The organism is Mucilaginibacter lappiensis, assembly GCF_900155965.1.
In the GTDB taxonomy this organism is placed as follows: domain Bacteria; phylum Bacteroidota; class Bacteroidia; order Sphingobacteriales; family Sphingobacteriaceae; genus Mucilaginibacter; species Mucilaginibacter lappiensis.
Genome location: NZ_FTMG01000007.1, coordinates 271,081 through 292,787, shown reverse-complemented (window position 1 = coordinate 292,787; position 21,707 = coordinate 271,081). Strand labels below are relative to the sequence as shown.

The 21,707-nt window shown below is 43.1% G+C and carries 19 protein-coding genes; 4 read left to right on the top strand and 15 right to left on the bottom strand.

The features are described 5' to 3' along the window. Window positions 1–2: 2 nt before the first annotated feature. Window positions 3–680, bottom strand: coding sequence for a response regulator transcription factor (locus BW976_RS15615; protein WP_076374238.1), 678 nt, complete (start codon window positions 678–680; stop codon window positions 3–5). Window positions 681–892: 212 nt separating this feature from the next. On the opposite strand from BW976_RS15615, the gene BW976_RS15610 reads away from it, so the two are divergent. Continuing rightward, window positions 893–2,401, top strand: a complete 1,509-nt coding sequence (locus BW976_RS15610) for a glycoside hydrolase family 130 protein (protein WP_076374237.1) — start codon at window positions 893–895, stop codon at window positions 2,399–2,401. A 349-nt stretch (window positions 2,402–2,750) separates the two neighbouring features. On the opposite strand, the gene BW976_RS15605 is transcribed toward BW976_RS15610, so the two are convergent. After that, window positions 2,751–4,295, bottom strand: a complete 1,545-nt coding sequence (locus BW976_RS15605; RefSeq protein WP_076374236.1) for a sulfatase — start codon at window positions 4,293–4,295, stop codon at window positions 2,751–2,753. Between the two features lie 142 nt (window positions 4,296–4,437). On the opposite strand from BW976_RS15605, the gene BW976_RS15600 reads away from it, so the two are divergent. Next, window positions 4,438–5,040, top strand: a complete 603-nt coding sequence (locus BW976_RS15600) for a TetR/AcrR family transcriptional regulator (RefSeq protein WP_076374235.1) — start codon at window positions 4,438–4,440, stop codon at window positions 5,038–5,040. A 122-nt stretch (window positions 5,041–5,162) separates the two neighbouring features. Here BW976_RS15600 and BW976_RS15595 read toward each other — a convergent pair whose 3' ends face one another. The 12 genes from BW976_RS15595 to BW976_RS15540 all read right to left on the bottom strand — a co-directional run bounded on the left by BW976_RS15595 (window position 5,163) and on the right by BW976_RS15540 (window position 18,168). Continuing rightward, a complete protein-coding gene (locus tag BW976_RS15595) occupies window positions 5,163–6,167 on the bottom strand; it encodes a glycosyltransferase family 4 protein (protein WP_076374234.1) in 1,005 nt (334 codons plus the stop codon). A gap of 172 nt (window positions 6,168–6,339) precedes the next feature. Further along, complete coding sequence (locus tag BW976_RS15590; protein WP_076374233.1) at window positions 6,340–8,619, bottom strand: glycosyltransferase family 4 protein; 2,280 nt, start codon at window positions 8,617–8,619, stop codon at window positions 6,340–6,342. Window positions 8,620–9,005: 386 nt separating this feature from the next. Beyond that, window positions 9,006–10,196 (bottom strand): aspartate aminotransferase family protein, encoded by a 1,191-nt coding sequence (locus BW976_RS15585; protein WP_076374232.1) that lies wholly within the window; start codon window positions 10,194–10,196, stop codon window positions 9,006–9,008. Window positions 10,197–10,383: 187 nt separating this feature from the next. Further along, complete coding sequence (locus BW976_RS15580; RefSeq protein ID WP_076374231.1) at window positions 10,384–10,872, bottom strand: hypothetical protein; 489 nt, start codon at window positions 10,870–10,872, stop codon at window positions 10,384–10,386. Between the two features lie 12 nt (window positions 10,873–10,884). Continuing rightward, window positions 10,885–11,832 (bottom strand): hypothetical protein, encoded by a 948-nt coding sequence (locus BW976_RS15575; protein ID WP_076374230.1) that lies wholly within the window; start codon window positions 11,830–11,832, stop codon window positions 10,885–10,887. Between the two features lie 61 nt (window positions 11,833–11,893). Beyond that, the gene (locus tag BW976_RS15570; RefSeq protein ID WP_076374229.1) at window positions 11,894–12,448 is read right to left on the bottom strand and encodes an RNA polymerase sigma factor; all 555 of its coding nucleotides are present in this window, start codon (window positions 12,446–12,448) and stop codon (window positions 11,894–11,896) included. A 16-nt stretch (window positions 12,449–12,464) separates the two neighbouring features. Beyond that, window positions 12,465–13,439 carry a transketolase family protein gene (locus BW976_RS15565; protein ID WP_076374228.1) on the bottom strand — a complete coding sequence of 325 codons (975 nt, stop codon included), beginning with the start codon at window positions 13,437–13,439 and terminating at the stop codon, window positions 12,465–12,467. A gap of 182 nt (window positions 13,440–13,621) precedes the next feature. After that, a complete protein-coding gene (locus BW976_RS15560) occupies window positions 13,622–14,467 on the bottom strand; it encodes a transketolase (protein WP_076374227.1) in 846 nt (281 codons plus the stop codon). 49 nt (window positions 14,468–14,516) lie between these two features. Further along, on the bottom strand, window positions 14,517–14,978 hold the full coding sequence (gene bcp, locus BW976_RS15555; RefSeq protein ID WP_076374226.1) for a thioredoxin-dependent thiol peroxidase: 462 nt from the start codon (window positions 14,976–14,978) through the stop codon (window positions 14,517–14,519). Between the two features lie 96 nt (window positions 14,979–15,074). After that, the gene (locus tag BW976_RS15550; RefSeq protein WP_076374225.1) at window positions 15,075–16,790 is read right to left on the bottom strand and encodes a M23 family metallopeptidase; all 1,716 of its coding nucleotides are present in this window, start codon (window positions 16,788–16,790) and stop codon (window positions 15,075–15,077) included. Between the two features lie 110 nt (window positions 16,791–16,900). After that, complete coding sequence (locus tag BW976_RS15545; protein ID WP_076374224.1) at window positions 16,901–17,512, bottom strand: fumarylacetoacetate hydrolase family protein; 612 nt, start codon at window positions 17,510–17,512, stop codon at window positions 16,901–16,903. Between the two features lie 143 nt (window positions 17,513–17,655). Then, window positions 17,656–18,168 carry a T9SS type A sorting domain-containing protein gene (locus BW976_RS15540; RefSeq protein WP_076374223.1) on the bottom strand — a complete coding sequence of 171 codons (513 nt, stop codon included), beginning with the start codon at window positions 18,166–18,168 and terminating at the stop codon, window positions 17,656–17,658. Window positions 18,169–18,362: 194 nt separating this feature from the next. On the opposite strand from BW976_RS15540, the gene BW976_RS15535 reads away from it, so the two are divergent. Together BW976_RS15535 and BW976_RS15530 are read left to right on the top strand one after the other, a co-directional pair. Then, window positions 18,363–20,312 (top strand): KUP/HAK/KT family potassium transporter, encoded by a 1,950-nt coding sequence (locus BW976_RS15535; RefSeq protein ID WP_076374222.1) that lies wholly within the window; start codon window positions 18,363–18,365, stop codon window positions 20,310–20,312. Window positions 20,313–20,528: 216 nt separating this feature from the next. Continuing rightward, window positions 20,529–21,146 carry a phosphatase PAP2 family protein gene (locus tag BW976_RS15530; RefSeq protein ID WP_076374221.1) on the top strand — a complete coding sequence of 206 codons (618 nt, stop codon included), beginning with the start codon at window positions 20,529–20,531 and terminating at the stop codon, window positions 21,144–21,146. Window positions 21,147–21,237: 91 nt separating this feature from the next. On the opposite strand, the gene BW976_RS15525 is transcribed toward BW976_RS15530, so the two are convergent. Then, a complete protein-coding gene (locus tag BW976_RS15525) occupies window positions 21,238–21,654 on the bottom strand; it encodes a DUF5655 domain-containing protein (protein WP_221283365.1) in 417 nt (138 codons plus the stop codon). Window positions 21,655–21,707 lie beyond the last annotated feature (53 nt).

Genomic DNA, 21,707 nt, shown 5'->3' with positions numbered 1-21,707 from the left:
ATTTAAATATTAATGCGATAACCAATGCTCCTTACGGTTTCAAACCAGTCGATAGGTATATACTGTGATAGTTTTTTACGAAGATTTTTAACATGTACATCCACAAAGTTAGAGTCAGAGTTGATCTCCAATACATCACCCCAAACATGTTCTGTTAAGTTGGTACGGGATATTACCCGGTTTTTATTCAACACCAGGTAGTTGAATATTTCAAACTCCTTTTTAGTGAGATTAATACGCTCATCGTTATACATTACCGTACGGTTCTGGATATTAACGCGTAGCCCTTTGATATTAATATCATTACTCTCTAAACGGTGTTTTCGGCGCGTTATGGCGTGCATGCGGGCCAAAAGCTCGCTTAATGAAAATGGCTTGGCCAGATAATCGTCGGCGCCTTGTTCCAGGCCCATTACACGGTCGTCGACGGCGCCGCGTGCGGTGAGTATTATAACCGCATCGTCGCGTTTTTCCAGGGCTTTCAGCATTTTTAAAAGGTCAAAACCATCTCCGTCGGGCAAACCAAGGTCAAGCAGTATAAAGTCATAGTTGTTTACAAATATCTTTTCCTCTGCCGATTTTTTGGTGCGCGCGTGTTCAACCGTAAAACCTTCATGACTTAAAAACTCATCTACTTCAAGGGCCAAACCCTTTTCGTCTTCAACAATTAATACATTCATACGCCTGCAATTTACAAAAGATATAAGAATCAAGGTGAATTTAGGAATTTGGATTTTCGATTTCGGATTTTGCCTGTAAGCTGATTCATCATATTACTGGATGCCCTATATTTTGAAAATCCGAAATCGAAAATCCAAATTCCTAAATGAATATAAATTACTCAAATCAATTTACTGTTAATACTGTTAAAGAATAAATACTACCTTTCTATATGAGACTTTCCATCGAACGAAAACCCATAAGGGTTAATCCCGATCCCAAACGCGTTATAGCCAGATTCTTTTTTAATGGGAATGACCGTGCTAAAGAAGTGATAGAACGCGTAATGGACATCAGCGAAGAAGAAGCCTTCGGCATTATTTCGCCCTTGTTGCAGGAGTATTCCAAACGGCACCGTAACATTACCAGAGTATTAAACCGCCATTGCAGTAAGTTAAAGCCATTGTTTAGCGAATTGAATATTGATTTTGATACACTCACGGTTTATCGCAAACTACTGATCGGTTCCTATTTTACGCACGAATACTCCATCGAATCCGCGGCGTTCTTTAACCCATCTATAGTAGAAGACCCTGACCAAACCGAACTGGAAGATGGTCAGAAAAGGGTGATCATCAGTTTCAGGGCAGTAGGCGAGGGCCATATCTCCTCTATTACCTTTAGAAGGGCCTTGATCGATAAACAAAATAACATCACCATTCAACCCTCGGGTAGCTATATTGATGAAGCTGAGATTGTCAGGAACGCGGTTTATAACAAAAAACTGTTCTTTGATAAGGCAGCCATTACTCAAATCAACATTGACGTGATCAGCGAGCTTGAATCAAAGCTTGACCACCATTTTGAATATGCCAACCTGCGGCGTATCATTCTCGACTCACAGAAACTACAGGAAAGCGACATGAAACGGCTGGAGTATGATAAAGTACTTTGGCTGGCCGACTCCTACTATGAGATCGTATTTTCGCTGGATACCGATATATCCGACAGGGTTATATTCCCCATATCGGAGTACGAACGCAAAGGTATTGAGGATGCCCGCTTTGTAAAGTTTATCAATGAAGATGGTACCTACGTATACTATGCCACTTATACGGCCTATGATGGTTCGCTGATTATGCCTAAACTGCTGCAAACCACTGATTTTTATAATTTTAAAATAATGCCCCTTTACGGTGCAGGCGCCCAGAACAAAAACCTGGCTCTTTTCCCCCGCAAGGTGAATGGCAAGTTTGTGATGATATCCCGCATTGATGGCTGTAATAACTACATCATGTACTCCGACAAGATCAACATCTGGGAAAAACCCATGTTGCTGCAGCAGCCTAGGTTTACCTGGGAATTTATCCAGATAGGCAACTGTGGATCGCCGATTGAAACGGAGGAAGGATGGATCATGATTACCCATGGTGTAGGGCCTATGAGACGCTATGTACTAGGTGTAAGTCTTTTACAACTGGATGATCCAACTATTGAAATTGGTAGGCTGAAAGAGCCCCTGCTGATCCCTAACAGCGACGAGCGCGAGGGATATGTGCCCAATGTACTGTACTCCTGTGGAGCCATTGTACATAACGACAAGCTCATTATCCCTTATGGGGTGTCGGACTCATCAACTGCCTTTGCCGAAGTTTGCCTGGACGAGCTACTCAAAAAATTAAAGGAAGACGCGGCGGAGCATAAAGCAAAAAACATAAAGCCTGATCCAAAAACTTTTTAAACCTTTTATTTTAACACTTTTCGGGGCAAAATTGGATGAAAATCACTCAAAAACCGATCGAAAAACCCTCATTTTAACACTTTTTAACAAATTTTAACACAGTTTTAAGTGGGTTTTAAAACTTTAAAAAGTATTAAGTAATTGATTGTCAAATATCTATATATCAATCGGTCGTTTTTTAGGCCGTTTTTCTCTTAACCAAACAGCCCGGTTTTCCCTTTTTGATCAGGAAAAACCGGGCTGTTGAACTATAGTAAATATACTAAATTACTGGCAATGTTTCCCCGGTTAATTTTTAAAATGTTTGCTCTAAATGGTCATTAATCTAGTAGAGCCTTTATATCAAACATCAAAGTCCGCTGGTTATCGCTATTGGTTTCCCTGTTTTTTTGTCAACGGGCATTGGGGCGTTCCAGTTTTTTAACTGATCTCTTAATTGTTTTAGTAGCTGGGTTGTTTTCTCCGGATTCTTTTTGGATAGATCTTCATTTTCGGCAATGTCGTTTTTTAAATTATAGAGCTGCATGCTGCTGTCGCGCATGTGGTAAATCAATTTCCAATCGCCCTGGCGTATGGCGCTGCAATAGTTAATGCCGGGGCCATCTTTAGGGATCCATTTATTAGGATAGTGCCAAAATAAAAAGCGCTGATTATCGGTATACGCTGCATTCTTTAAAACCGGCACAAAACTTTTTCCGTCGATTTTCTGGATGGTCTGATAATTTTTTACGCCGGCCATTTCCAGTAGGGTTGGAAAAAAATCCTCGATAATCACATACTGGTTTGCTATAGACGAAGGCCTGGTTATTCCCGGCCATTTTACTATCATGGGCTCGCGGATGCCGCCTTCGTTTACAGAACCTTTCCCGGCTTTAAGGGGTGCGTTTTGGGTATGTGCTGGTCCACCCCTTGGAGGGGCCAGACTTAAACCGCCGTTATCACTCATAAATATAATAATGGTATTACCATCCACGTGCCGTGCTTTCAGATAATCCATCATATCGCCCAGGCTTTTATCCATGCCTTCAATCATGGTGGCGTATTTAGCTTCCTGCATATCCAGGCCGGCATCCAGGTATTTTTGATAGAAGCGTTTATCGGCCATCAGCGGAACGTGCACGGCATAATGTGCCATGTTTAAATAAAACGGCTGTTTGTTCCGGATAGGCTCATCTAAGGCCTTTAAGGCTTCTCTGGTAAGAGCCTCTGTTAAAAAGGTTTCTGTTCCAAAATATTCTTCCAGATCGGGTACGGCCTGTGGTGTGGCTTTACCGGGTATGTTTCCATAATTTTCGGTACCCAGGTAGCTTTGCGGGTGCCCGGCCGCATGGCCCGAAATATTGATCATAAAGCCCATGTTATACGGGTTGGCCCCCGGCGTACCAGCCGATGCCCAATGAGCCTTGCCTACATGAATAGTGTAGTACCCGGCGGCTTTAAGTAACTCCGGAAATGGTGTTGCGTACAAAGTGTGGGCTATCCCCGGCTGTGGACTTAAACCATTGTAGTTCCATTCGGCCGGTAAAAACTGATCGTCTTTGGCATCGGTTGGCTCGTTACGTTGTGGCGATGTCCAGTTGGTAATACCATGATGTGCCGCATTCATGCCGCTAAGCATACTTGTTCTGGAGGGAGTACAAACAGGCGCGGCATAAGCATTGGTAAACTTCATTCCTTCGCGGGCCAGTCGCTCCATGTTTGGCGTATGATAGCGTTTATTTAAAGCGGTTGCCTCCGTCCAAAAAGGTAAAGAGGTATCCTGCCAGCCCATATCATCAACCAGGAATACAATAATGTTGGGACGAGACTGCGGCTGTTTCTGGGCTTTGGCTATAGATATTTGTCCAAATACCAGTAAAACGCCTATAACGCTATGGAGTAAAGGTGATTTCATTTATCGGGCTTATTTATGGCTCCCCGAATATCAAACATTTTTGATATAAGTTCAAATAGATTAGGTAGCTATCGATGTTATCATTGTAAGTGTCCGGAAAAAATAAAAGCGTTAACTTTACTTTCACCAATTACTAAAACATATGGGTAGCAAAGAACGCGTAGAACGTTTAAAAGCAGAGGTCCATCAGCTTATTCTTGATGCAGCAATGGGTATCGTCAAAAATGAAGGATGCGAGGCGGTAAGCATCAGGAAAATTGCCGATACCATTGAATACAGCCCAACTATTGTATATTCTTATTTCCTGAATAAGGAAGCTGTTTTGATTGAGCTGTCGAAACGGGGTTTTACTATGCTGATCAATTGCATAAAACAGCAGTTGGTATCCGTGACCGGTGCAAAAGAAAGAATGGAGACCGTACTGAGGGCCGTTCTTTACTTTGCCAATAACGAAAACGAGCTTTACCAGTTAATGTATACAGTGGGTACCAGTGTTGAGGATGTTGGAAAAGCATTTCCCGCACTGTCGACATTTATTAATGTGTTCAGGGAGGAAATGCGACCTGTGGTAAAAGGAAATGCACTCACAGAGGAGGTTTTTTGGTGTAATTATCTCATTTGCATGTCTTTTGTACATGGTTTGGTCGCCCTGAATCGCTATTATAAAGATATTGATCCTGCCATGAACAATATGGTATTAAAGAAAGCCATAGGGGGGATTATCGGAACGATTGAACTTTCATAAGCATTATTGCTGCCGCGAGTTTTAACTCGTGGTACACATGTTTTCAGCTTTCAGCTGAAAACATAAGCCGAAGGCTTTGACCATGCCACCCACGAGATACGCTGCGCTAATCTCGCGGAAGCTTAACCTAATATCTGTCGATACAAGTCAAAATAATCAGCCACCATTTTATCTTTCGAAAACCTGGAAGCGGCCCAGGTATGGCAAGCCACCCGATCAATAGTATTGATCTGATTAACGGCTTCTACAGCTTCATCAACGTTATCCACCAAAAAGCCGGTTTCGGCATCCCTGATCAACTCCGACATCGATCCCCGGTTAAAGGCGATCACCGGGGTGCCGCAGAGCATGGCCTCGGCCACACTCATACCAAAGGGTTCATTAAAACTGATGGGGTGGAGGAGGGCGTAGGCATTGCCCAGCAATTGTTTCCGCTTTTCTGGTCCGGCATGGCCTATGTATTCTATTTCAGCCGATAAAAAGGGCTCTACTTTTTCGCGGTAGTAGTTTTCATCCTGAATGATACCGGCTATCAGCAACCTGCGTTTGCTTTTTTTGGCAATGGCTATCGCTTCGGCAGTACCTTTATCAGGGTGGATGCGACCGAAATAAAGCAGGTAATCATCTGGCTTCTCGTAAAATTCAAAATCGGCAGTGTCCAGTCCGTTATAAACCGTAGCCAGATATTCCAGCTCCGAACTGCGATCTGCGTTGCTGATACTCACATAATGCCCCCTATGGTTATATTTTTTGTACACGGGGATAATGCGGGGTGACGAAAAGCCATGTATAGTAGTAATCAACGGCGTTTTAATCAGGCCCGAATAGGTGAGGGGCAAAAAATCAAAATTGTTATGGATGATATCAAAAGCTCCGGCCTGCTCCATCAGGTTACTGATGTGCAGGCATTCCAGCACTTTGGCATCCTGACCGCGGTCTTCCTCGTAACCTACAGCACAAACCGATTCTAGCTTGCCCGCAGTTATCGAATCGCCGGTGGCAAAAAGGGTAACCTCCATGCCCAGCTTTACCAATCCCTCGGCAATGTTTGATGCTATTTGCTCCCAGGGGCCATAATGCCTGGGCGGTGTACGCCAGGCAACAGGCGCTAATACGGCAACCCTCATTTTATAGATGTGCAAATGTGCATATATGTAGATTTCAAATGTGCAAATGTGCGTATGTGCAGATGTGCAAATGATGGTTTTGAATTAAAACATATGATAATATCTCTAGTCATAAGAACGGACATTTATGTATCTACTCATCAATAATCTGCACATTTGCATATCCGCACATCTAACAGGTTTCCATTTTTTGTGTACCATACTTGTTGTATTCGTATTCGAGCTCAAAAGCTTTCAGTACGGTGAGGTGCGATATAAGATAGGCCAGCGTACTTTCGGCGCCCTGGTTGCGGTTGATGCCAGTTGGCAGCAAACCATCGCAGCAGCCTTTGGTTTCATGATCATACAAAGGTGCGCGCAGGGTATTTTCGCCCAGGAACCATTTATAGCTCAGGAACATTTTTTCGATATACTGTGGCACCCGGAATATCTGGTAAGCCTGGAAATGCATCAGCACCATAGCCATGGTTTCAATAGCCTGCTGATCAAACGTAGGGAAACTACCGCCACGGTAATACCAGCCATCATTACCTACCGGACTCAGATACCCGTTTGACAGGGTGAGTTTATCCAGGAAAGCCATTGTAGCCAAAGCTATACGCTTAGCATCTTCGTTCCCGGTAATTTCACAGGAGTGTAGCAGGGCCAGCGGCAGTATGGCGTTATCATAGGTCATTTTTTCTTCGAACCATTGCCAGTCGGCCGATTGATTATTTTCATAGGCATCAATGAGTGGCTGGGTAAGGTTGTTCAGTATTTTTACCATACCCTCGTCGGTTGGGTAAACCTGCAGGTATGAGCTAATACCGATGATGGTATTGGCCATGCCTCTCAAATGTCCCAGTTTTTCAAAATGGGGAACCGATTTGTGGAATATCTCCAACGCAAACTCCCGGTAGGAATTACTGGCCGCACACCCGATCAGATGACCCAGCGCCCAAATGGTACGACCGAAAGAATCCTCAGAACCTACCTCATCCAAATAACGACGGTCGAAACTCAGGAAATTGCGGAAATTGCCATCATCCGTTTGCATATAGTGAATATAGCTGAGGTAGATGGGTAACAGTTCAAACGCTTCACGGCTTTTACTACGCTGGTAAGCCATCAGGGCCATAATGAGCGCGCGGGCATTATCATCTAAACAATAACCCTCTTTTAAATTGGGGATGCCATATTTGGCGTGTTGCACAATACCGGTATCATCAGTTAAACGCAATACATGCGTTAGGCTGAATTTAGGCAATATCTCTGGATCAACGATACTATTCTTGAGTATCTTATCGCTAAAGTCGAACCTGACAATAGCCTCCTGGGCTACTTTTATAAATTCGGCACCTACAACAGGCCAGCGTAAATGCAGGCCATATTGATAGGCATTCTCTTTCAATTCTTTCAGCACACGGTCCTGGTCTAGCAATTCAATAACGGTATCGGCCAGGGTATCTGAGTTTTTAAAATCAAACAGGCGCCCGCGCTTATCGGCCAGTAGCTCGGTAGCATGCCAGTATGGGGTTGATACTACGGCAGCACCAGCACCTACAGCATAAGAAAGCGTACCGCTGGTGATCTGCGCCTCGTTGAGATAGGGAGTAACATAAATTTCGCAAGCGGTGAGGTAGTTCACCAGTTCCTCTTCTGAAACAAATTTGTTGATGAAAGCCAGGTTAGCCGATACGCCCAGCTGGGCGGCAAGTGTTTTGAGGTGGTCACGGTATTCCTCGCCCGAGCTTTTGATGACACCCGGGTGGGTGTTGCCTAACACCACATACATGGCATCAGGATGTTTGGCTACGATGCGTGGCAGGGCTTTTACTACAGTTTCCAGACCTTTGTTACGGCTCAGCAAACCGAAGGTGAGCAGTACGCGATGTTTTTTAAATGACGACAGATTTTTAACCGGGTTATCTTCCAGCGCTTCCACATCGGGCACACCATGTTCAATAATCTGGATCTTTTCGGCGGGGATATCATAAATGGTGGTTAAAAACTCCACGGCCCGCTGGCTCATCACAATTATTTTTGACGATTGTTCCGCTATTTCGCGGATGATGATGCGTTGCACATAGCTGGGATCTTTCAGTATGGTATGGAGTATCGAGATCAGCGGTTTTTCGAGCCGGTTGATTAGCGGTAAAATATATATGCCGCTTTCGCCGCCGTATATACCAAACTCATGCTCCATGATACATACATCGGCATTGCTGGTGTTGATGTAATTGGCAGCGCGGATATAATCTTTTTGGTGATCCTGGCGAATAACATATTTTACCTCCTCCGGGTATTCGTAATGCTGCAGATTCTCAGAATCATTGAGCGCGACCACGAAACCACCATGTGCCAATGATTGCCTTTCAGGAAAATTGGCGTTAATAGCCCGCATCAGGTTTTGGTTGAAGGTAGCCAGGCCGCATTCGCGGGGAGGGTAAGTTGATATATATGCTATTTTCATATTGGGTATAGATGTTAAGAACGTACGGTTATTGATTAAACAAGTCTTTTTAATTAATTGTTTAAACTGTGACTATAAAAAAGAGCATAACTGATCTGTTTTGGTAGGAAACAAGCATTTTAAGAGCTTTTCATACAGTCTATGCTATAAATGCACAAACCATACCAATTTAATTCAAACTATAAAAAATGATATATTATTTAATAAAGTAACCTGAAAGTTACTTTCAATAGATGAGTCGATTTTTCTGATCTGTGTTAAGGTACGGAATAATATCTGATAAGCTGCTATATGGATTGCTTTAGACTCACCCTGACGTGGTTTCTCTGGGTGATCGTACCTCAATGACGCGTTTATTATATGAGCCTTATGCTAGCACACACGTATTATGCCGTATAATACCCAACAGCCTCCAATATCACCTCGCAGGCATGTTCAATTTGTTGTGGAGTGATGATAAGCGGAGGAGCTATGCGCATGGAATTGCTGCAATGCAGAAACCAGTCGGTGATGATGCCGTGTTCAATACAGCGGTCAATTATTTTTTTGTTAAGATCAAAACTGTCCAGTTCAATGGCCAGCATCAGTCCTTTACCCCGAATTTGTTTAATAGCCGGATGAATCAGCAGCTTGCGGAACAGTGCTTCTTTTTCGGCTACGCCGGATACCAGGTTTTCTTCTAATAATACTTCCAATGCGGCCAATCCTGCCGCACAGCATACGGGGTGCCCTCCAAAGGTGGTAATATGGCCCAGGATGGGGTTTTCTTTGAGCGCGCTCATGATGGTGTTGGAGGAGATGAAAGCGCCTACAGGCATACCGCCTCCCAGCGCTTTGGCCAGCAGCAGGATATCTGGCACAATGCCAAAATGTTCAAAAGCAAAAAGTTTGCCCGTGCGACCAAAAGCGGCCTGTATTTCATCCAGTATTAGTAAAGTGCCGGTTTCGTCGCAGCGTTTGCGCAGTGCTTGCAGGTAACTGGCATCGGGTACGCGGATACCGGCTTCGCCCTGTATAGTTTCGATAATGACGCAGGCGATCTGATCGTTGATCAGTTTCAGATCATCCTCCTCATTAAAACGGATAAAACTCACACCAGGTAATAGGGGACGATAAGCCTGTTTAAATTCTTCGTTACCCATAACGCTTAGGGCGCCCTGTGTACTGCCATGGTAGGAGTTGTGGCAAGCGATGATCTGCTGACGGCCTGTATAGCGTTTGGCGAGTTTTAAAGCCCCCTCAACGGCTTCGGCTCCCGAGTTGGTAAAATATACCGATTGTAGATTTGGGGGTAGTACAGATACCAGCTTTTCGGCAAAGCGAACTTGCGGAGTTTGTACATATTCGCCATAAACCATGAGGTGCATATATTGGTCAACCTGGTGCTTAATGGCTGCTATCACTTTCGGGTTGCCGTGTCCCAGGCTGCTTACGCCAATGCCCGATATGAGGTCGGTATGGGCTTTGCCTGCCGTATCATACATATATACGCCTTCGGCCCGTTCAAACTCCAGCAACAGCGGAAAATTAGTGGTTTGCGCATTATTGGCTAAAAAGAGCTGGCGAAGGGTAGGCATTTTAAGTCGTAAGTTTTTAGTTCTGAGTCCTAAGTTATCGGAAGCAAAGATAGGTTTTAATGCAGGAATATAAATTGAACCGGAATCAAAACAAGTAAGGTCAATAGGAATTGTCACTAAAGACTAAAGACTAAAGACTAAAGACTAAAGACTAAAGACTAAAGACTAAAGACTAAAGACTAAAGACTTAATTTCCTGCTCTTTCGCTGCGTTCGCTGAGTTGTTTGATGAGCTCATCGCGGAACTCGCGTTCGCTTTTGTAAAGCTCGCTCACTTTTTCGGGGGGGAGTATTTTCAGAAAAGCGTCTTTATAACGCTTGCGTATGGCTACCTGCTGACTTTCGTAATAAATTTCTTTATCTATTTGCTCGGTACCATTGGCTGCGGCACTGGAGTTATTTAAACGCTTGAGTACGTTAACGGCAGTGAGCTCTTGTTGATATTGACGATAAATCGGCCAAAACTTGGTAGATTCTTCATCAGTAAGATTGAGCTGTTTGGTAATGAACCTGTCGCGGGCTGCTTCTAGTCTTTTACCAGTTCCTTTTTTGTCACGCAAAGGGGCAGGGGTTATCTTTTGCTTTTGCACCAGGCTGTTATTTGCCTGTGCAAAGGATTGGTAACCCGCTGCTATTATAAAAAATAAAATAAAAATATGCCTGATCAATATACGCATTAAAAAGTATCGTTAATTAGTAGTATCCAAATAGTCTGACAGGTCTTCATCCAAATTTGCACTGTTAATTTGCTGTCCTCCATCCATCAGGGTACGGGTATCGCTTGCATCTGCGTGTAATTGCAGGTAACTCTTAATTTCATCAACCGGCACTGTTGATAGTTGTTCATGTAAAAAAGAATGATCATGTTTTACAGGTGAATCGCCATTTCTGATCACCACACCAATGCCCAATATCAGGGCAAAGCAGGCCGCTGTTGCATACCTGAAGGTTGGTGACGCGAACATCCTGCGTACGATACCTTTCTTTTTAGCTGCCACGGGCAAGGTAAAGCTTTTGGCAGTAACTACCTCATTCTCGTTAACGGTTTTATTTAAAATATTCTGGTTTAACTGCTCAAAATAGTTCTCAGGCACAGTAAAGCTTTCGGCCTCGCTGTTGATATGCTGCTCAACAGCTATCCTGCTTTGAATATTACTGCTCAGTGTTTCGAAGTAATTTTCGGGCACGGTGAAGCTTTCGGCTTCGCTGTTGATATGCTGTTCAATAGCTATCCTGCTTTGGATACTATTGCTCAGTTCGTTAAAATAATTTTCGGGTACACTAAAACCCTGATGCTCCGGGTTTAATGCCTCCTCAATCGTTATCCTGCTTTGAATGTTGCTGCCAAGCTCGTCAAAATAATTTTCAGGTACGGTAAAACCGGAGTCCTGTATGTTCACAGCGTCTTCAACACGTATGCGGCTTTGTATGTTACTGCTTAATTGATCAAAGTAGTTTTCAGGCACGGAAAACCCTGTAGATGAGTTTTTCAACTCTTCCAGCCTTATGCGTGATGTTATATGCTGCGCTAATTCATCGAAATAGCCAGGCGGAACCAGGAACGGATTCTTGGCATCGATCCGTTTCAGTGATTCATAATCATCCAGCCACTCCCTATTGTCCATATCGCTTTTCATACAGTACTATAGATGAATTTATTGCTAAAAGGTTTAACGTAATTCTGTATTAATTTTGAATTTAATCTCTCGACAATAAAAAAGCCTCTATCTTCTTGACAGCCAGGTGAAAAGACGCCTTTAAAGCGCCCACACTTGTGCCCAAAACATCCGATATTTCTTCATATTTCATATCATCATAATACTTCATGTTGAAAACCAGACGTTGTTTCTCGGGCAGAGTTAACAAGGCTTCCTGCAATTTGCGCTGTGCCTGGTCACCATTAAAATAGGTTGAATCGGCTAGTGAATCTGCCAGTTCATAAGCTACATCATCCAACGGTATATTATTTTTTTGTTTTTTCTTATTCAAAAAAGTAATACACTCGTTGGATGCTATCCGGTACATCCAGGTATACAGTTGTGCGTCGTTTCTAAAACCCAGCAGGTTTTTCCAAACCTTTATAAAAACATCCTGCACCAGGTCGTCCGCATCGTCATGGTCAACAACCATGCGGCGGATGTGCCAGTAAATTTTTTGCTGGTATTTTTTCAATAACAGGTTAAACGCTTCGTTACGTGTTTTTTCGTCCTGGAACTTACTTAAAATCTCTGAATCTTCAACCTGCAACGACATTTTTCAATTTTTATAGTTAAATGCTAATTACCGCATTTTGTTTTCTTTTCATTACCTTTTTTGCAGCCAGTACAATATGTTCAGCATCAAGGCCATACTTGGTCATTAGCTGCTCTGGTGTACCGCTTTCGCCAAAGCTATCATTAACGGCTACATACTCCTGCGGTGTTGGGTTATGTACAGCCAGCACCTGTGCAATACTGTCGCCCAAACCACCCAGGCGGTTATGCTCTTCGGCAGTTACCACACAACCTGTTTTTGCTACCGACTCTAATACGGCTTCGGCATCTAAAGGTTTTATGGTATGTATGTTAATAATCTCGGCATCAATACCTTCCTCAGCCAACATTTCGCCGGCTAATATGGCTTGCCATACCAAATGACCTGTGGCAAATATACTTACATCTGCGCCTTCATTCACCATCCAGGCCTTACCAATCTCAAATTTTTGATCAGGGTCGGTAAAAATAGGTACCACCGGGCGACCAAAACGCAGGTAAACCGGACCTTCATACTCGGCAATAGCCAGGGTAGCGGCTTTGGTTTGGTTATAATCGCAGGTGTTGATCACGGTCATACCAGGCAACATTTTCATCAAGCCGACATCTTCCAGGATCTGGTGGGTAGCGCCATCTTCGCCCAGGGTTAAACCAGCGTGTGAGGCACAAATTTTTACGTTTTTGTTAGAGTAGGCTATCGACTGGCGGATCTGGTCATAAACCCTGCCGGTTGAAAAGTTGGCGAAAGTGCCTGTAAACGGAATTTTACCACCAATGGTCATACCGGCGGCAATACCCATCATGTTAGCTTCGGCAATGCCAACCTGTACAAAACGCTCAGGAAATTCTTTGATGAAATCATTCATTTTTAACGATCCGATCAGGTCGGCGCAAAGGGCCACTACCTGGTCGTTTTTTCTGCCGGCTTCCAGCAGCCCGGCGCCAAAGCCCGAGCGGGTATCTTTTTTATCTGTGTAAGTGTACTTCTTCATTTCTGTTGTGAGAGGGTTGTACGTGGTACGTTTTAAGTTGTACGTTTTTTTGATTTAATTAAGATGTATCACGTAAAACGTATAACCTCTTAAATTATACGTAATTTTTAATTGAACAGTGGGTAATTGAGTTTAAAACGTATTACGTAAAACGTTCAACGTATAACCTCAAAAAGGGCAAATCAATAATCGCCCAGTGTTTCTTCCAGTTGACCGAGGGCTAGTTGCAGCTGCTCGTCGTTTGGTGCTACACCGTGCCATTTGTGGCTGCCCACCATAAAATCAACACCATAACCCATTTCGGTATGCATCAGTATCATGATTGGTTTACCCTGGCCTGTACGGCTTTTGGCCAGCTCCAGCGTTTTTACCACATCGGCCATATCATTACCTTTCATTTCCAAAACGTCCCAGCCAAAGGCTTCCCATTTGGCATGCAGATCGCCTAATGACAGTACCAGGTTGGTAGGCCCGTCAATTTGCTGGCCGTTCACATCAATAGTCGATATCAGGTTATCAACTTTATTGTGCGGTGCAAACATGGCAGCTTCCCATATTTGTCCTTCCTGTAATTCACCATCGCCATGCAGGGTAAACACTAATGATTTATCACCATTCAGCTTTTTAGTAAGTGCAGCGCCAATGGCTACCGATAAACCCTGACCTAGTGAGCCCGAAGCGATACGCACTCCGGGTAAGTGTTCATGCGTGGTTGGGTGACCCTGTAAACGGGTGTTCAGCTTGCGGAAGGTAGCCAGCTCGGCTTTGTCAAAATAGCCTGCATGAGCCAGTGTACTGTAAAATACAGGCGAAATATGCCCGTTTGATAAAAAGAAAATATCCTCGCCAACGGCATCCATATTAAAATTAGAGTCGTGGTTCATTACCGAAAAGTAAAGGGCGGTGAAATAGTCTGTACAACCTAATGAACCACCCGGGTGACCCGATTGGCAGGCGTGTACCATACGTACAATGTCGCGACGGATCTGCGACGCGGTTTTTTCTAATTCTTGAATAGTAGGTTTCATTAATAAAGTTCGGGAAGGGCTAAAATAGCCTGGATATGGTTTTTAAAGTTTATGATATCAGGTCGAGTATTTGCTGTGAAGCATTTTGAGTATCAACCTTGTGAATTATTTTGCTGATGATACCATCGGCACTGATCAGGAAAGTAGTGCGCGCGGTGCCCATATATTGTTTGCCGTACATGTTTTTCTCTACCCAAACACCGTAAGCTTCAACAATTTGTTTTTCGTTATCGGCTATGAGGGTAAAAGGCAAGCTGTATTTGGTTTCGAATTTTTTGTGCGATTTTTCGTCGTCGGTGCTTACGCCGATCACTTCAAAGCCAATTTTTGATAAAACCTGATAGTTATCCCTAAAGTTACATGACTCGGCAGTACAGCCCGGGGTATCATCTTTTGGATAAAAATAAAGAATCACATTTTTTCCTTTGTAATCAGCAAGAGTGATGGTTTTTCCATTCTGGTCTTTTGCCGTAAAATCAGGGGCTTTATCGCCTTCTTTTAATGTTGCCATAGGTTTTGTTTTTGTTGCGAGGGTCGGGGAGCGAGGTTTGAGGGGGTAGGTTGTTTTCAAAACACAAACCCCGCTCCCCGAACCACGATCCCGACCCTACCTGTAAAAATCGGCTGTAAATTCCGAAAAATTATTTTTATTGTCGCCAACTGTCAGCTTAAATATGTGCTTGCCAGGAGCAATTTCGCCGCTAAAGGTATAACTTAGTATTTTACTTTTATAATCCCACTCCATTAAAACCCATTTATTGTCGATAGTGCCGCTATAGCTTTTAATGCCCGACAGGTTATCGCTCATCCTAAAGTTGATACTTTTGGCCGCTGCCATGCTTTTACCGTTCAGGATATTGAGCGGATGGATTACCGGCGGTATGGTATCAATCCTGATAAAATAGTCGCCAAAGGCAGTCACTTTTGATTTTATGTACCCATCCTGGAAATAGCCGCCCTGGCAGCCACCGGCAATGCTTACGATAACCGCTTTATCGGCATATTTACCCAGATCGACATCGGGTTTTATCCAAAGATCGTAACTGTCATGAATAGGCGTGAGGCGGTTATGGATATGATGCACCTGCGAAAAACCAGAAGCTGGTTTGGGTGATACGGAATAAATAAAATCCAGATCATCATACAAATTGCCCGGCATGATGCTCACTTTTACCTTATCAGTACTAAACTCGCTTTTTTTATCAAAATGAAATAGTGTTCCTGTTATTTTATAAGCGGGAGGTGTGAATTTTTCAGACTGTACTTTTAGCTTTAAGGTAGATACGTTGCCCGCCACATCTTTTACAACATATTCCACATCATGCAGGGCATTATCATCAAAAGTCATGATGCCCCGGTTGATGGATTGGGGGTAAAGGGATATATGACTGCCCGGCAATATAAAGCACTTTTGCATCCAACGGCGTGATGATTCAAAAGCGGGATAATCAATATAAGCGTTGATGGCATGGGTTTGATCAAAGGCAAAGCGTTCTACGGTAAAAGTATACACGGTTTGACCGTCGAGCTTTAACTCCAGCGAGTAAATACCATTATGATTGGCAGAAGCACTGTTCATGTCTGTAGTATTGATGCCGAAACCTACATAACCACTCAGGTGCAAAATCTGTGGTTTTAGTAAGCGATAATTGCCGGTCCCGGTGGCTCCGGTTACTGCCAGAAACTCTTTAGGTGTTTTTTCGCTGAAGGAACTTCCATTGAGATGGTAGATACCAATAGAAGTAATGGAAGGCGGAACCCTGTCTGGAATGGTTAGGCCAAACAATTGCGGGTTAATAGTTTCTTCTGTTTGGGTATCCCTGATCTCGAAATGGACGTGCGGCCCGGCTGATGCACCGGCATTGCCAGACATGGCAAATACCTCGCCTTTTTGAAGCGGTACTTTTTTAGCATCAAGGTTAAAATCGGCCTCGTAAGTTTGGTGCTCATATTGGTACGCTTTTACCAGGGCTGCTATAGCCGGCGAAAAAGCTTCGAGGTGACCGTAAACGGTAGTATAGCCATTGGGATGGGTGATGTATACAGCCCTGCCAAAACCACCAAATTGTACTCTTAGCCGTGAAACATATCCATCGGCCGCGGCATGTACCGGATAGCCCGTACGCTGATTGGTTTTAAAATCGAGCCCCGAATGAAAGTGGGAAGGCCGCAGTTCGCCAAATGAACCGGCCGTAGTTGGCTGCAAATCAAGCGGATAGCGAAAATAGTTTTGCGGGTATTGCCTGCTTTGTATGGGTGTTTGTGCCTGTATGCCCAAATTAAAAACGAGGCATAGCAAGGTAATCAGCTGTTTTTTAATCATGTTTTATTTGAAATTTAGCCCCCTCTAAATCTCCCCCCGGTAAGGGAGACTTTCTGTTGTTGCTTAAAGCCCTCCCTTCCGGGGAGGGTTTGGGTGGGGCTGATCATGTTTTATTTCACGTAAAAGTCAAGCAATTTTTCGTCCTCTAAATATCCTTCCAGCCTGTCGCCAACTTTTACTTTTGATACGCCGACTGGCGTACCGGTAAATATAAGGTCGCCTTTTTTAAGGGTAATATATCGTGAAACAAAGGCAATAATGTTTTCAAACGGAAACAGCAGATCGCGGGTATTGCCCTGCTGCCGGGTTTCGCCGTTTATATCCAGTTTGAAATTCAGATCATAAATTTGCCGGAATTTGTTTTTAGGCACAAAAGCGCTGATAGGTGCTGAGCCATCGAATGCTTTAGCCAGCTCCCAGGGCAAGCCCTTTTCTTTATGTTTACTCTGTATATCGCGGGCGGTAAAATCAATACCCAAGGCAATTTCTTCGTAGTAACCGGCCGCGAATTTCTCGTTGATGTGCTTGCCTTCCTTACTTATTTTTAAAACGATCTCGATCTCGTGATGTACATCGTCAGAAAAATCTGGATGATAAAAAGGTTTGTTATCCTTAATGATGGCCGTTTCGGGTTTCATAAAAATAACCGGAACGGCAGGCACCGGGTTATTTAATTCTTTGGCATGTTCGGCATAGTTGCGGCCAATGGCAATTATCTTCATTTGTTTTATTTCGGATTTCGGATGTTCGATTTCGGATTTTGTTAATTATAGATACAGACGATATAAATCTGAAAGCCAAAAATTCTAAAATAAATCCGGAATAAAAATTAAATCCGAAATCGAACATCCGAAATCCGAATTAATTACAGTACCGAGATACGTTTAATAACCGATTCGGTACCGGCTACCACGCGTACGAAGTAAAAGCCGCGGGTAAGTTTGTTGGCTATAGGATAGTTGATGTTATGATCGCCGGAATCAACCCTCGACGAAAACATAGTGGTGATATCGTTGCCCAATACATCCATTATTTTAATGGTGACATTGGTATTGCGGGATAGGGTATATTTTAAATTGATTTGATCGGTAACCGGGTTTGGGTATAACTGAACATCATTCAACAACTTATCTTCCGGGTGCGATACGCTGACTTTTACGCTTGAGGTTACGGCCGGTTTTAATGGCGGTAATACCAGGTGCAGACCATTTTTTAAATAAGAGGGTTTGGAACCTTTACCTTTTGAAACACGCAAATAAGTAGTGTCGTTTTTAATTTTGGCATCGGAGACAAAAGCAAAGTTCATAAAAACTGCCATCGCAATTAGTACGAACCAGGTATAGGTGTAAATAAAGGTATAAGTTATTTTTCGCCTCATATTAAGTCTTCGCCTACAAAAGTATAAATAAAGCCCTCATCAATTAAAAAAATGATGCTTTTGTAAAACATTTTAACAAAATTTAACAAAATGTGTCCATTTTATAGTTTAGACTCGTCTTTCATTTATACGTTTAATGTTTATTTAAGTTTACGGGAAAAAATTAATATTTTTGCATCTTTTAAAATATAATAGTGTCGAACCATAAAGATCTGCAAAAACTGACGGCCGCAGGCCTGCTCATCAGTTTAGGAATAATTTACGGTGATATTGGTACCTCTCCATTATACGTATTTAAGGCTATAGTTGGCCAGCAACGAATTTCCGAAACATTAATACTCGGAGGAGTATCCCTCATCTTCTGGACGCTTACCCTGCAAACTACATTGAAATATGTAGTGATCACCCTGCGTGCCGATAACAAGGGCGAAGGTGGTATTTTCTCACTTTTTTCGTTGGTTCGCCGTAAAGCAAAATGGCTTATTGTACCTGCTGTGGTAGGTGGTTGCGCGCTGCTTGCCGATGGTATCATTACGCCGCCTATTACCATATCATCGGCCATTGAGGGTTTGCAAACCTATTACCCCCGTTTGCCAACGGTTGAAATTGTAATGGCTATCATCACCGTGCTTTTTGTAATACAACAATTTGGTACATCATTGGTGGGTAAGGCTTTTGGCCCTATCATGTTTATTTGGTTTACGATGATGGGCGTACTGGGGATAAGTTACATCATACATGATCCCATTGTAATAAGAGCTTTAAACCCATATTATGCCTATAAATTACTAAGCTCAAGCACCAGCGGTAACGCGTTTATTGTACTGGGCGCCGTATTTTTATGTACCACCGGAGCCGAGGCTTTATACTCCGACCTGGGGCATTGCGGTAAAGCCAATATCCGCATCAGCTGGATATATGTTAAAACTTGTTTGATATTAAACTATCTGGGACAGGCGGTTTGGTTATTGCAACGCAACGGCACTGCGATGGACCTTAATATTAATAATCCGTTTTATAAGATAATGCCAGTGTGGTTTTTGCTATACGGTATTGGTATTGCCACCGTTGCCGCTATTATTGCCAGCCAGGCCCTGATATCGGGCTCGTTCACGCTAATAGCCGAGGCGGTAAGACTTAACCTGTGGCCCAAGGTGCGTATCAATTATCCATCGGAACAAAAAGGCCAGCTGTATGTGCCCAGTGTAAACTGGATACTTTGGGCAGGCTGTTTAGGGGTAGTGCTTATATTTCGTCATTCTGATAGGATGGAGGCGGCCTATGGTTTAAGTATAACTGTGGCGATGCTCATGACTACCATATTGGTATCTAAGTTCCTGAAGCGCAAAAAGGTACCAAGTTATATCATTACAACGTTTTTGATTGTTTACCTGGTTATCGAGGGCACTTTCCTGGCGGGTAACTTACACAAGTTTTCTGATGGTGGCTGGTTTACCCTTTCAATAGGGTTTGTGCTGTTCACTGTAATGTGGACCTGGCATACTGCCCGTAAGATCAGGAACCGTTATGTGAAGTTTGTGGGTATTGATGATTACTTTGATATTCTTAAGGAATTGAGCGCGGATGAAACTGTACCTAAATATGCCTCGCAACTGGTGTATCTGACCAGTGCTAATTTTAACTCCGAAATTGAATCGAAAATAGTTTACTCCATATTGCAAAAGCAGCCCAAACGGGCCGATGTTTACTGGCTGGTGCACGTTGATGTGGTTGATGAGCCTTACAAACGCGAATACGAAGTGGAGTTCCTGGTGCCTAACAAGCTCATCAGGATCGACTTTAAACTGGGTTTTCGGGTGGAGCAACAGATAAACCTGCTGTTCCGCAAAGTGGTGGAAGACCTGGTTAAAAAAGGCGAGGTGGATATTACCAGTCATTATAAATCATTAAACAAGCATAAGATCGTTGGCGATTTCAGGTTTGTGGTGATCGAGAAAGTATTGTCGCGCTCACATAGCCTGTCGTTCTACGAACGGTTTATTATGGATTTTTATGTACAGCTTAAAAAGGTGAGTTTGTCTGAGGAACGGGGCTTCGGTCTTGACCTGAGCTTTGTTACCGTAGAGAAAGTCCCGTTGATGCTATCGATCCCTGAAGCTATAGAGATACACCGGGTAAATTAGTTTTTTGGGAGGAAGGATTATGGGATCAAGGACTTTTAGACTTAAGGACTTAATCTTGCTCTTTGTTCCCAAAATCTTTGCTCTTTGTTCCCAAAATCTTTGCTCCTTGTTCCAATAATCTTTGCTCCTCTCAAAAAAAGGTGTTAAGTCAATATTAATTCAGTATTACTACAGAATGTTTTTTCACTTTTACGGCGTTTGAATAAAATCCTGTAAGTGAAAAAGAAATTATATTTAACGTTTTGGGCATTGCTTTTTACCACCGGTTTATTTGCCCAGGGACTTGATCTTAACCTGTTAAAAGATATCAATGGCCCGGTTCGCGGTGGTGATAAAACCTGGAGATTTATTACGAAAAAGGCTATTTATGTTGATGCCGCGGTACCCGTTGGTTTCCTGGTAGCTGGTTTTGTAAACCATGACGATGATCTTAAAATCACCGGTTTACAGGCTGGGGCCTCCCTGATCATTGCAGGGGGATCTACCTATGTGTTAAAAAAGATATTTAACCGTACCCGGCCATTCATTGCACATCCCGATCTGATAACGTTGAAAGAATTTCCCGGACCTACAGATGCTTCCTTTCCATCAGGGCATACCGCATTTGCTTTTTCGGCGGCTACCTCCTTAAGTTTGGCTATACCCAAGTGGTATGTGATAGCGCCTTCATTTTTATACGCTGGCGCTGTAGGATATTCGCGAATGTACCTGGGTGTTCATTATCCCAGTGATGTGGTAGCCGGTGCAATTGTTGGCGCAGGCTCAGCTTACCTGAGCTTCAAAGCGCAGCAATGGATCCTCGGTAAGAAAAAGCATAAGACTTATCCTGAGTAAGAGTAGTCTTAAATCCGAAGTTCTGAGTCATAAGTCTAAAATTACCTTTTTTATATTTAGAACTTCGGACTCAAGACTTCGAACTCTAAACTCACAACTTCCTCTCCCAGGCCATTTTCATGTATTTCCTGATCTCATCGTTCAGGTCTTCTTTAAAATACATCCTGAAATAATGGTTATGGTCATTAGTGCCAGGTACTATTTTTATTTTGGTAAAGCACAGGTTATCTTCATATATTTCCTGAAAGGGAAACACCACATCAATAAAATTTTTACCTAACTGGGTAACGTAGGCAAAATTTACCCGGGCGCCTATAGCGATCATGCTTTTGGTGGGGTAAACTTTGATGGGTGCTATTTGCAGATATTCTGTAATGAAATGATCAAAAAGCTCCACCGTGTATTTCGATTTGCCCTGCAAAAAATCATCCAGGTTACGTTCACGACAGGAATGTACCTGATTGGTAGCAGAAAATTCGCGGTTACATATGGGGCATATCCACGTCATAAAAGTTTTGAGTCTTAAGTCTTAAGTATTGAGTTCTGAGTATCAAAAATAAT

What these genes read in the sequence shown, in the direction of transcription:
- BW976_RS15615 (WP_076374238.1), bottom strand. Translation starts at nt 680, where the DNA reads ATGAATGTATTAATTGTTGAAGACGAAAAGGGTTTGGCCCTTGAAGTA.
- BW976_RS15595 (WP_076374234.1), bottom strand. Translation starts at nt 6,167, where the DNA reads ATGAGGGTTGCCGTATTAGCGCCTGTTGCCTGGCGTACACCGCCCAGG.
- BW976_RS15545 (WP_076374224.1), bottom strand. Translation starts at nt 17,512, where the DNA reads ATGAAGATAATTGCCATTGGCCGCAACTATGCCGAACATGCCAAAGAA.
- BW976_RS15570 (WP_076374229.1), bottom strand. Translation starts at nt 12,448, where the DNA reads ATGTCGTTGCAGGTTGAAGATTCAGAGATTTTAAGTAAGTTCCAGGAC.
- BW976_RS15580 (WP_076374231.1), bottom strand. Translation starts at nt 10,872, where the DNA reads ATGCGTATATTGATCAGGCATATTTTTATTTTATTTTTTATAATAGCA.
- BW976_RS15540 (WP_076374223.1), bottom strand. Translation starts at nt 18,168, where the DNA reads ATGAGGCGAAAAATAACTTATACCTTTATTTACACCTATACCTGGTTC.
- BW976_RS15560 (WP_076374227.1), bottom strand. Translation starts at nt 14,467, where the DNA reads ATGAAACCTACTATTCAAGAATTAGAAAAAACCGCGTCGCAGATCCGT.
- BW976_RS15550 (WP_076374225.1), bottom strand. Translation starts at nt 16,790, where the DNA reads ATGATTAAAAAACAGCTGATTACCTTGCTATGCCTCGTTTTTAATTTG.
- BW976_RS15585 (WP_076374232.1), bottom strand. Translation starts at nt 10,196, where the DNA reads ATGCCTACCCTTCGCCAGCTCTTTTTAGCCAATAATGCGCAAACCACT.
- bcp (WP_076374226.1), bottom strand. Translation starts at nt 14,978, where the DNA reads ATGGCAACATTAAAAGAAGGCGATAAAGCCCCTGATTTTACGGCAAAA.
- BW976_RS15590 (WP_076374233.1), bottom strand. Translation starts at nt 8,619, where the DNA reads ATGAAAATAGCATATATATCAACTTACCCTCCCCGCGAATGCGGCCTG.
- BW976_RS15610 (WP_076374237.1), top strand. Translation starts at nt 893, where the DNA reads ATGAGACTTTCCATCGAACGAAAACCCATAAGGGTTAATCCCGATCCC.
- BW976_RS15575 (WP_076374230.1), bottom strand. Translation starts at nt 11,832, where the DNA reads ATGAAAAGCGATATGGACAATAGGGAGTGGCTGGATGATTATGAATCA.
- BW976_RS15525 (WP_221283365.1), bottom strand. Translation starts at nt 21,654, where the DNA reads ATGACGTGGATATGCCCCATATGTAACCGCGAATTTTCTGCTACCAAT.
- BW976_RS15565 (WP_076374228.1), bottom strand. Translation starts at nt 13,439, where the DNA reads ATGAAGAAGTACACTTACACAGATAAAAAAGATACCCGCTCGGGCTTT.
- BW976_RS15600 (WP_076374235.1), top strand. Translation starts at nt 4,438, where the DNA reads ATGGGTAGCAAAGAACGCGTAGAACGTTTAAAAGCAGAGGTCCATCAG.
- BW976_RS15605 (WP_076374236.1), bottom strand. Translation starts at nt 4,295, where the DNA reads ATGAAATCACCTTTACTCCATAGCGTTATAGGCGTTTTACTGGTATTT.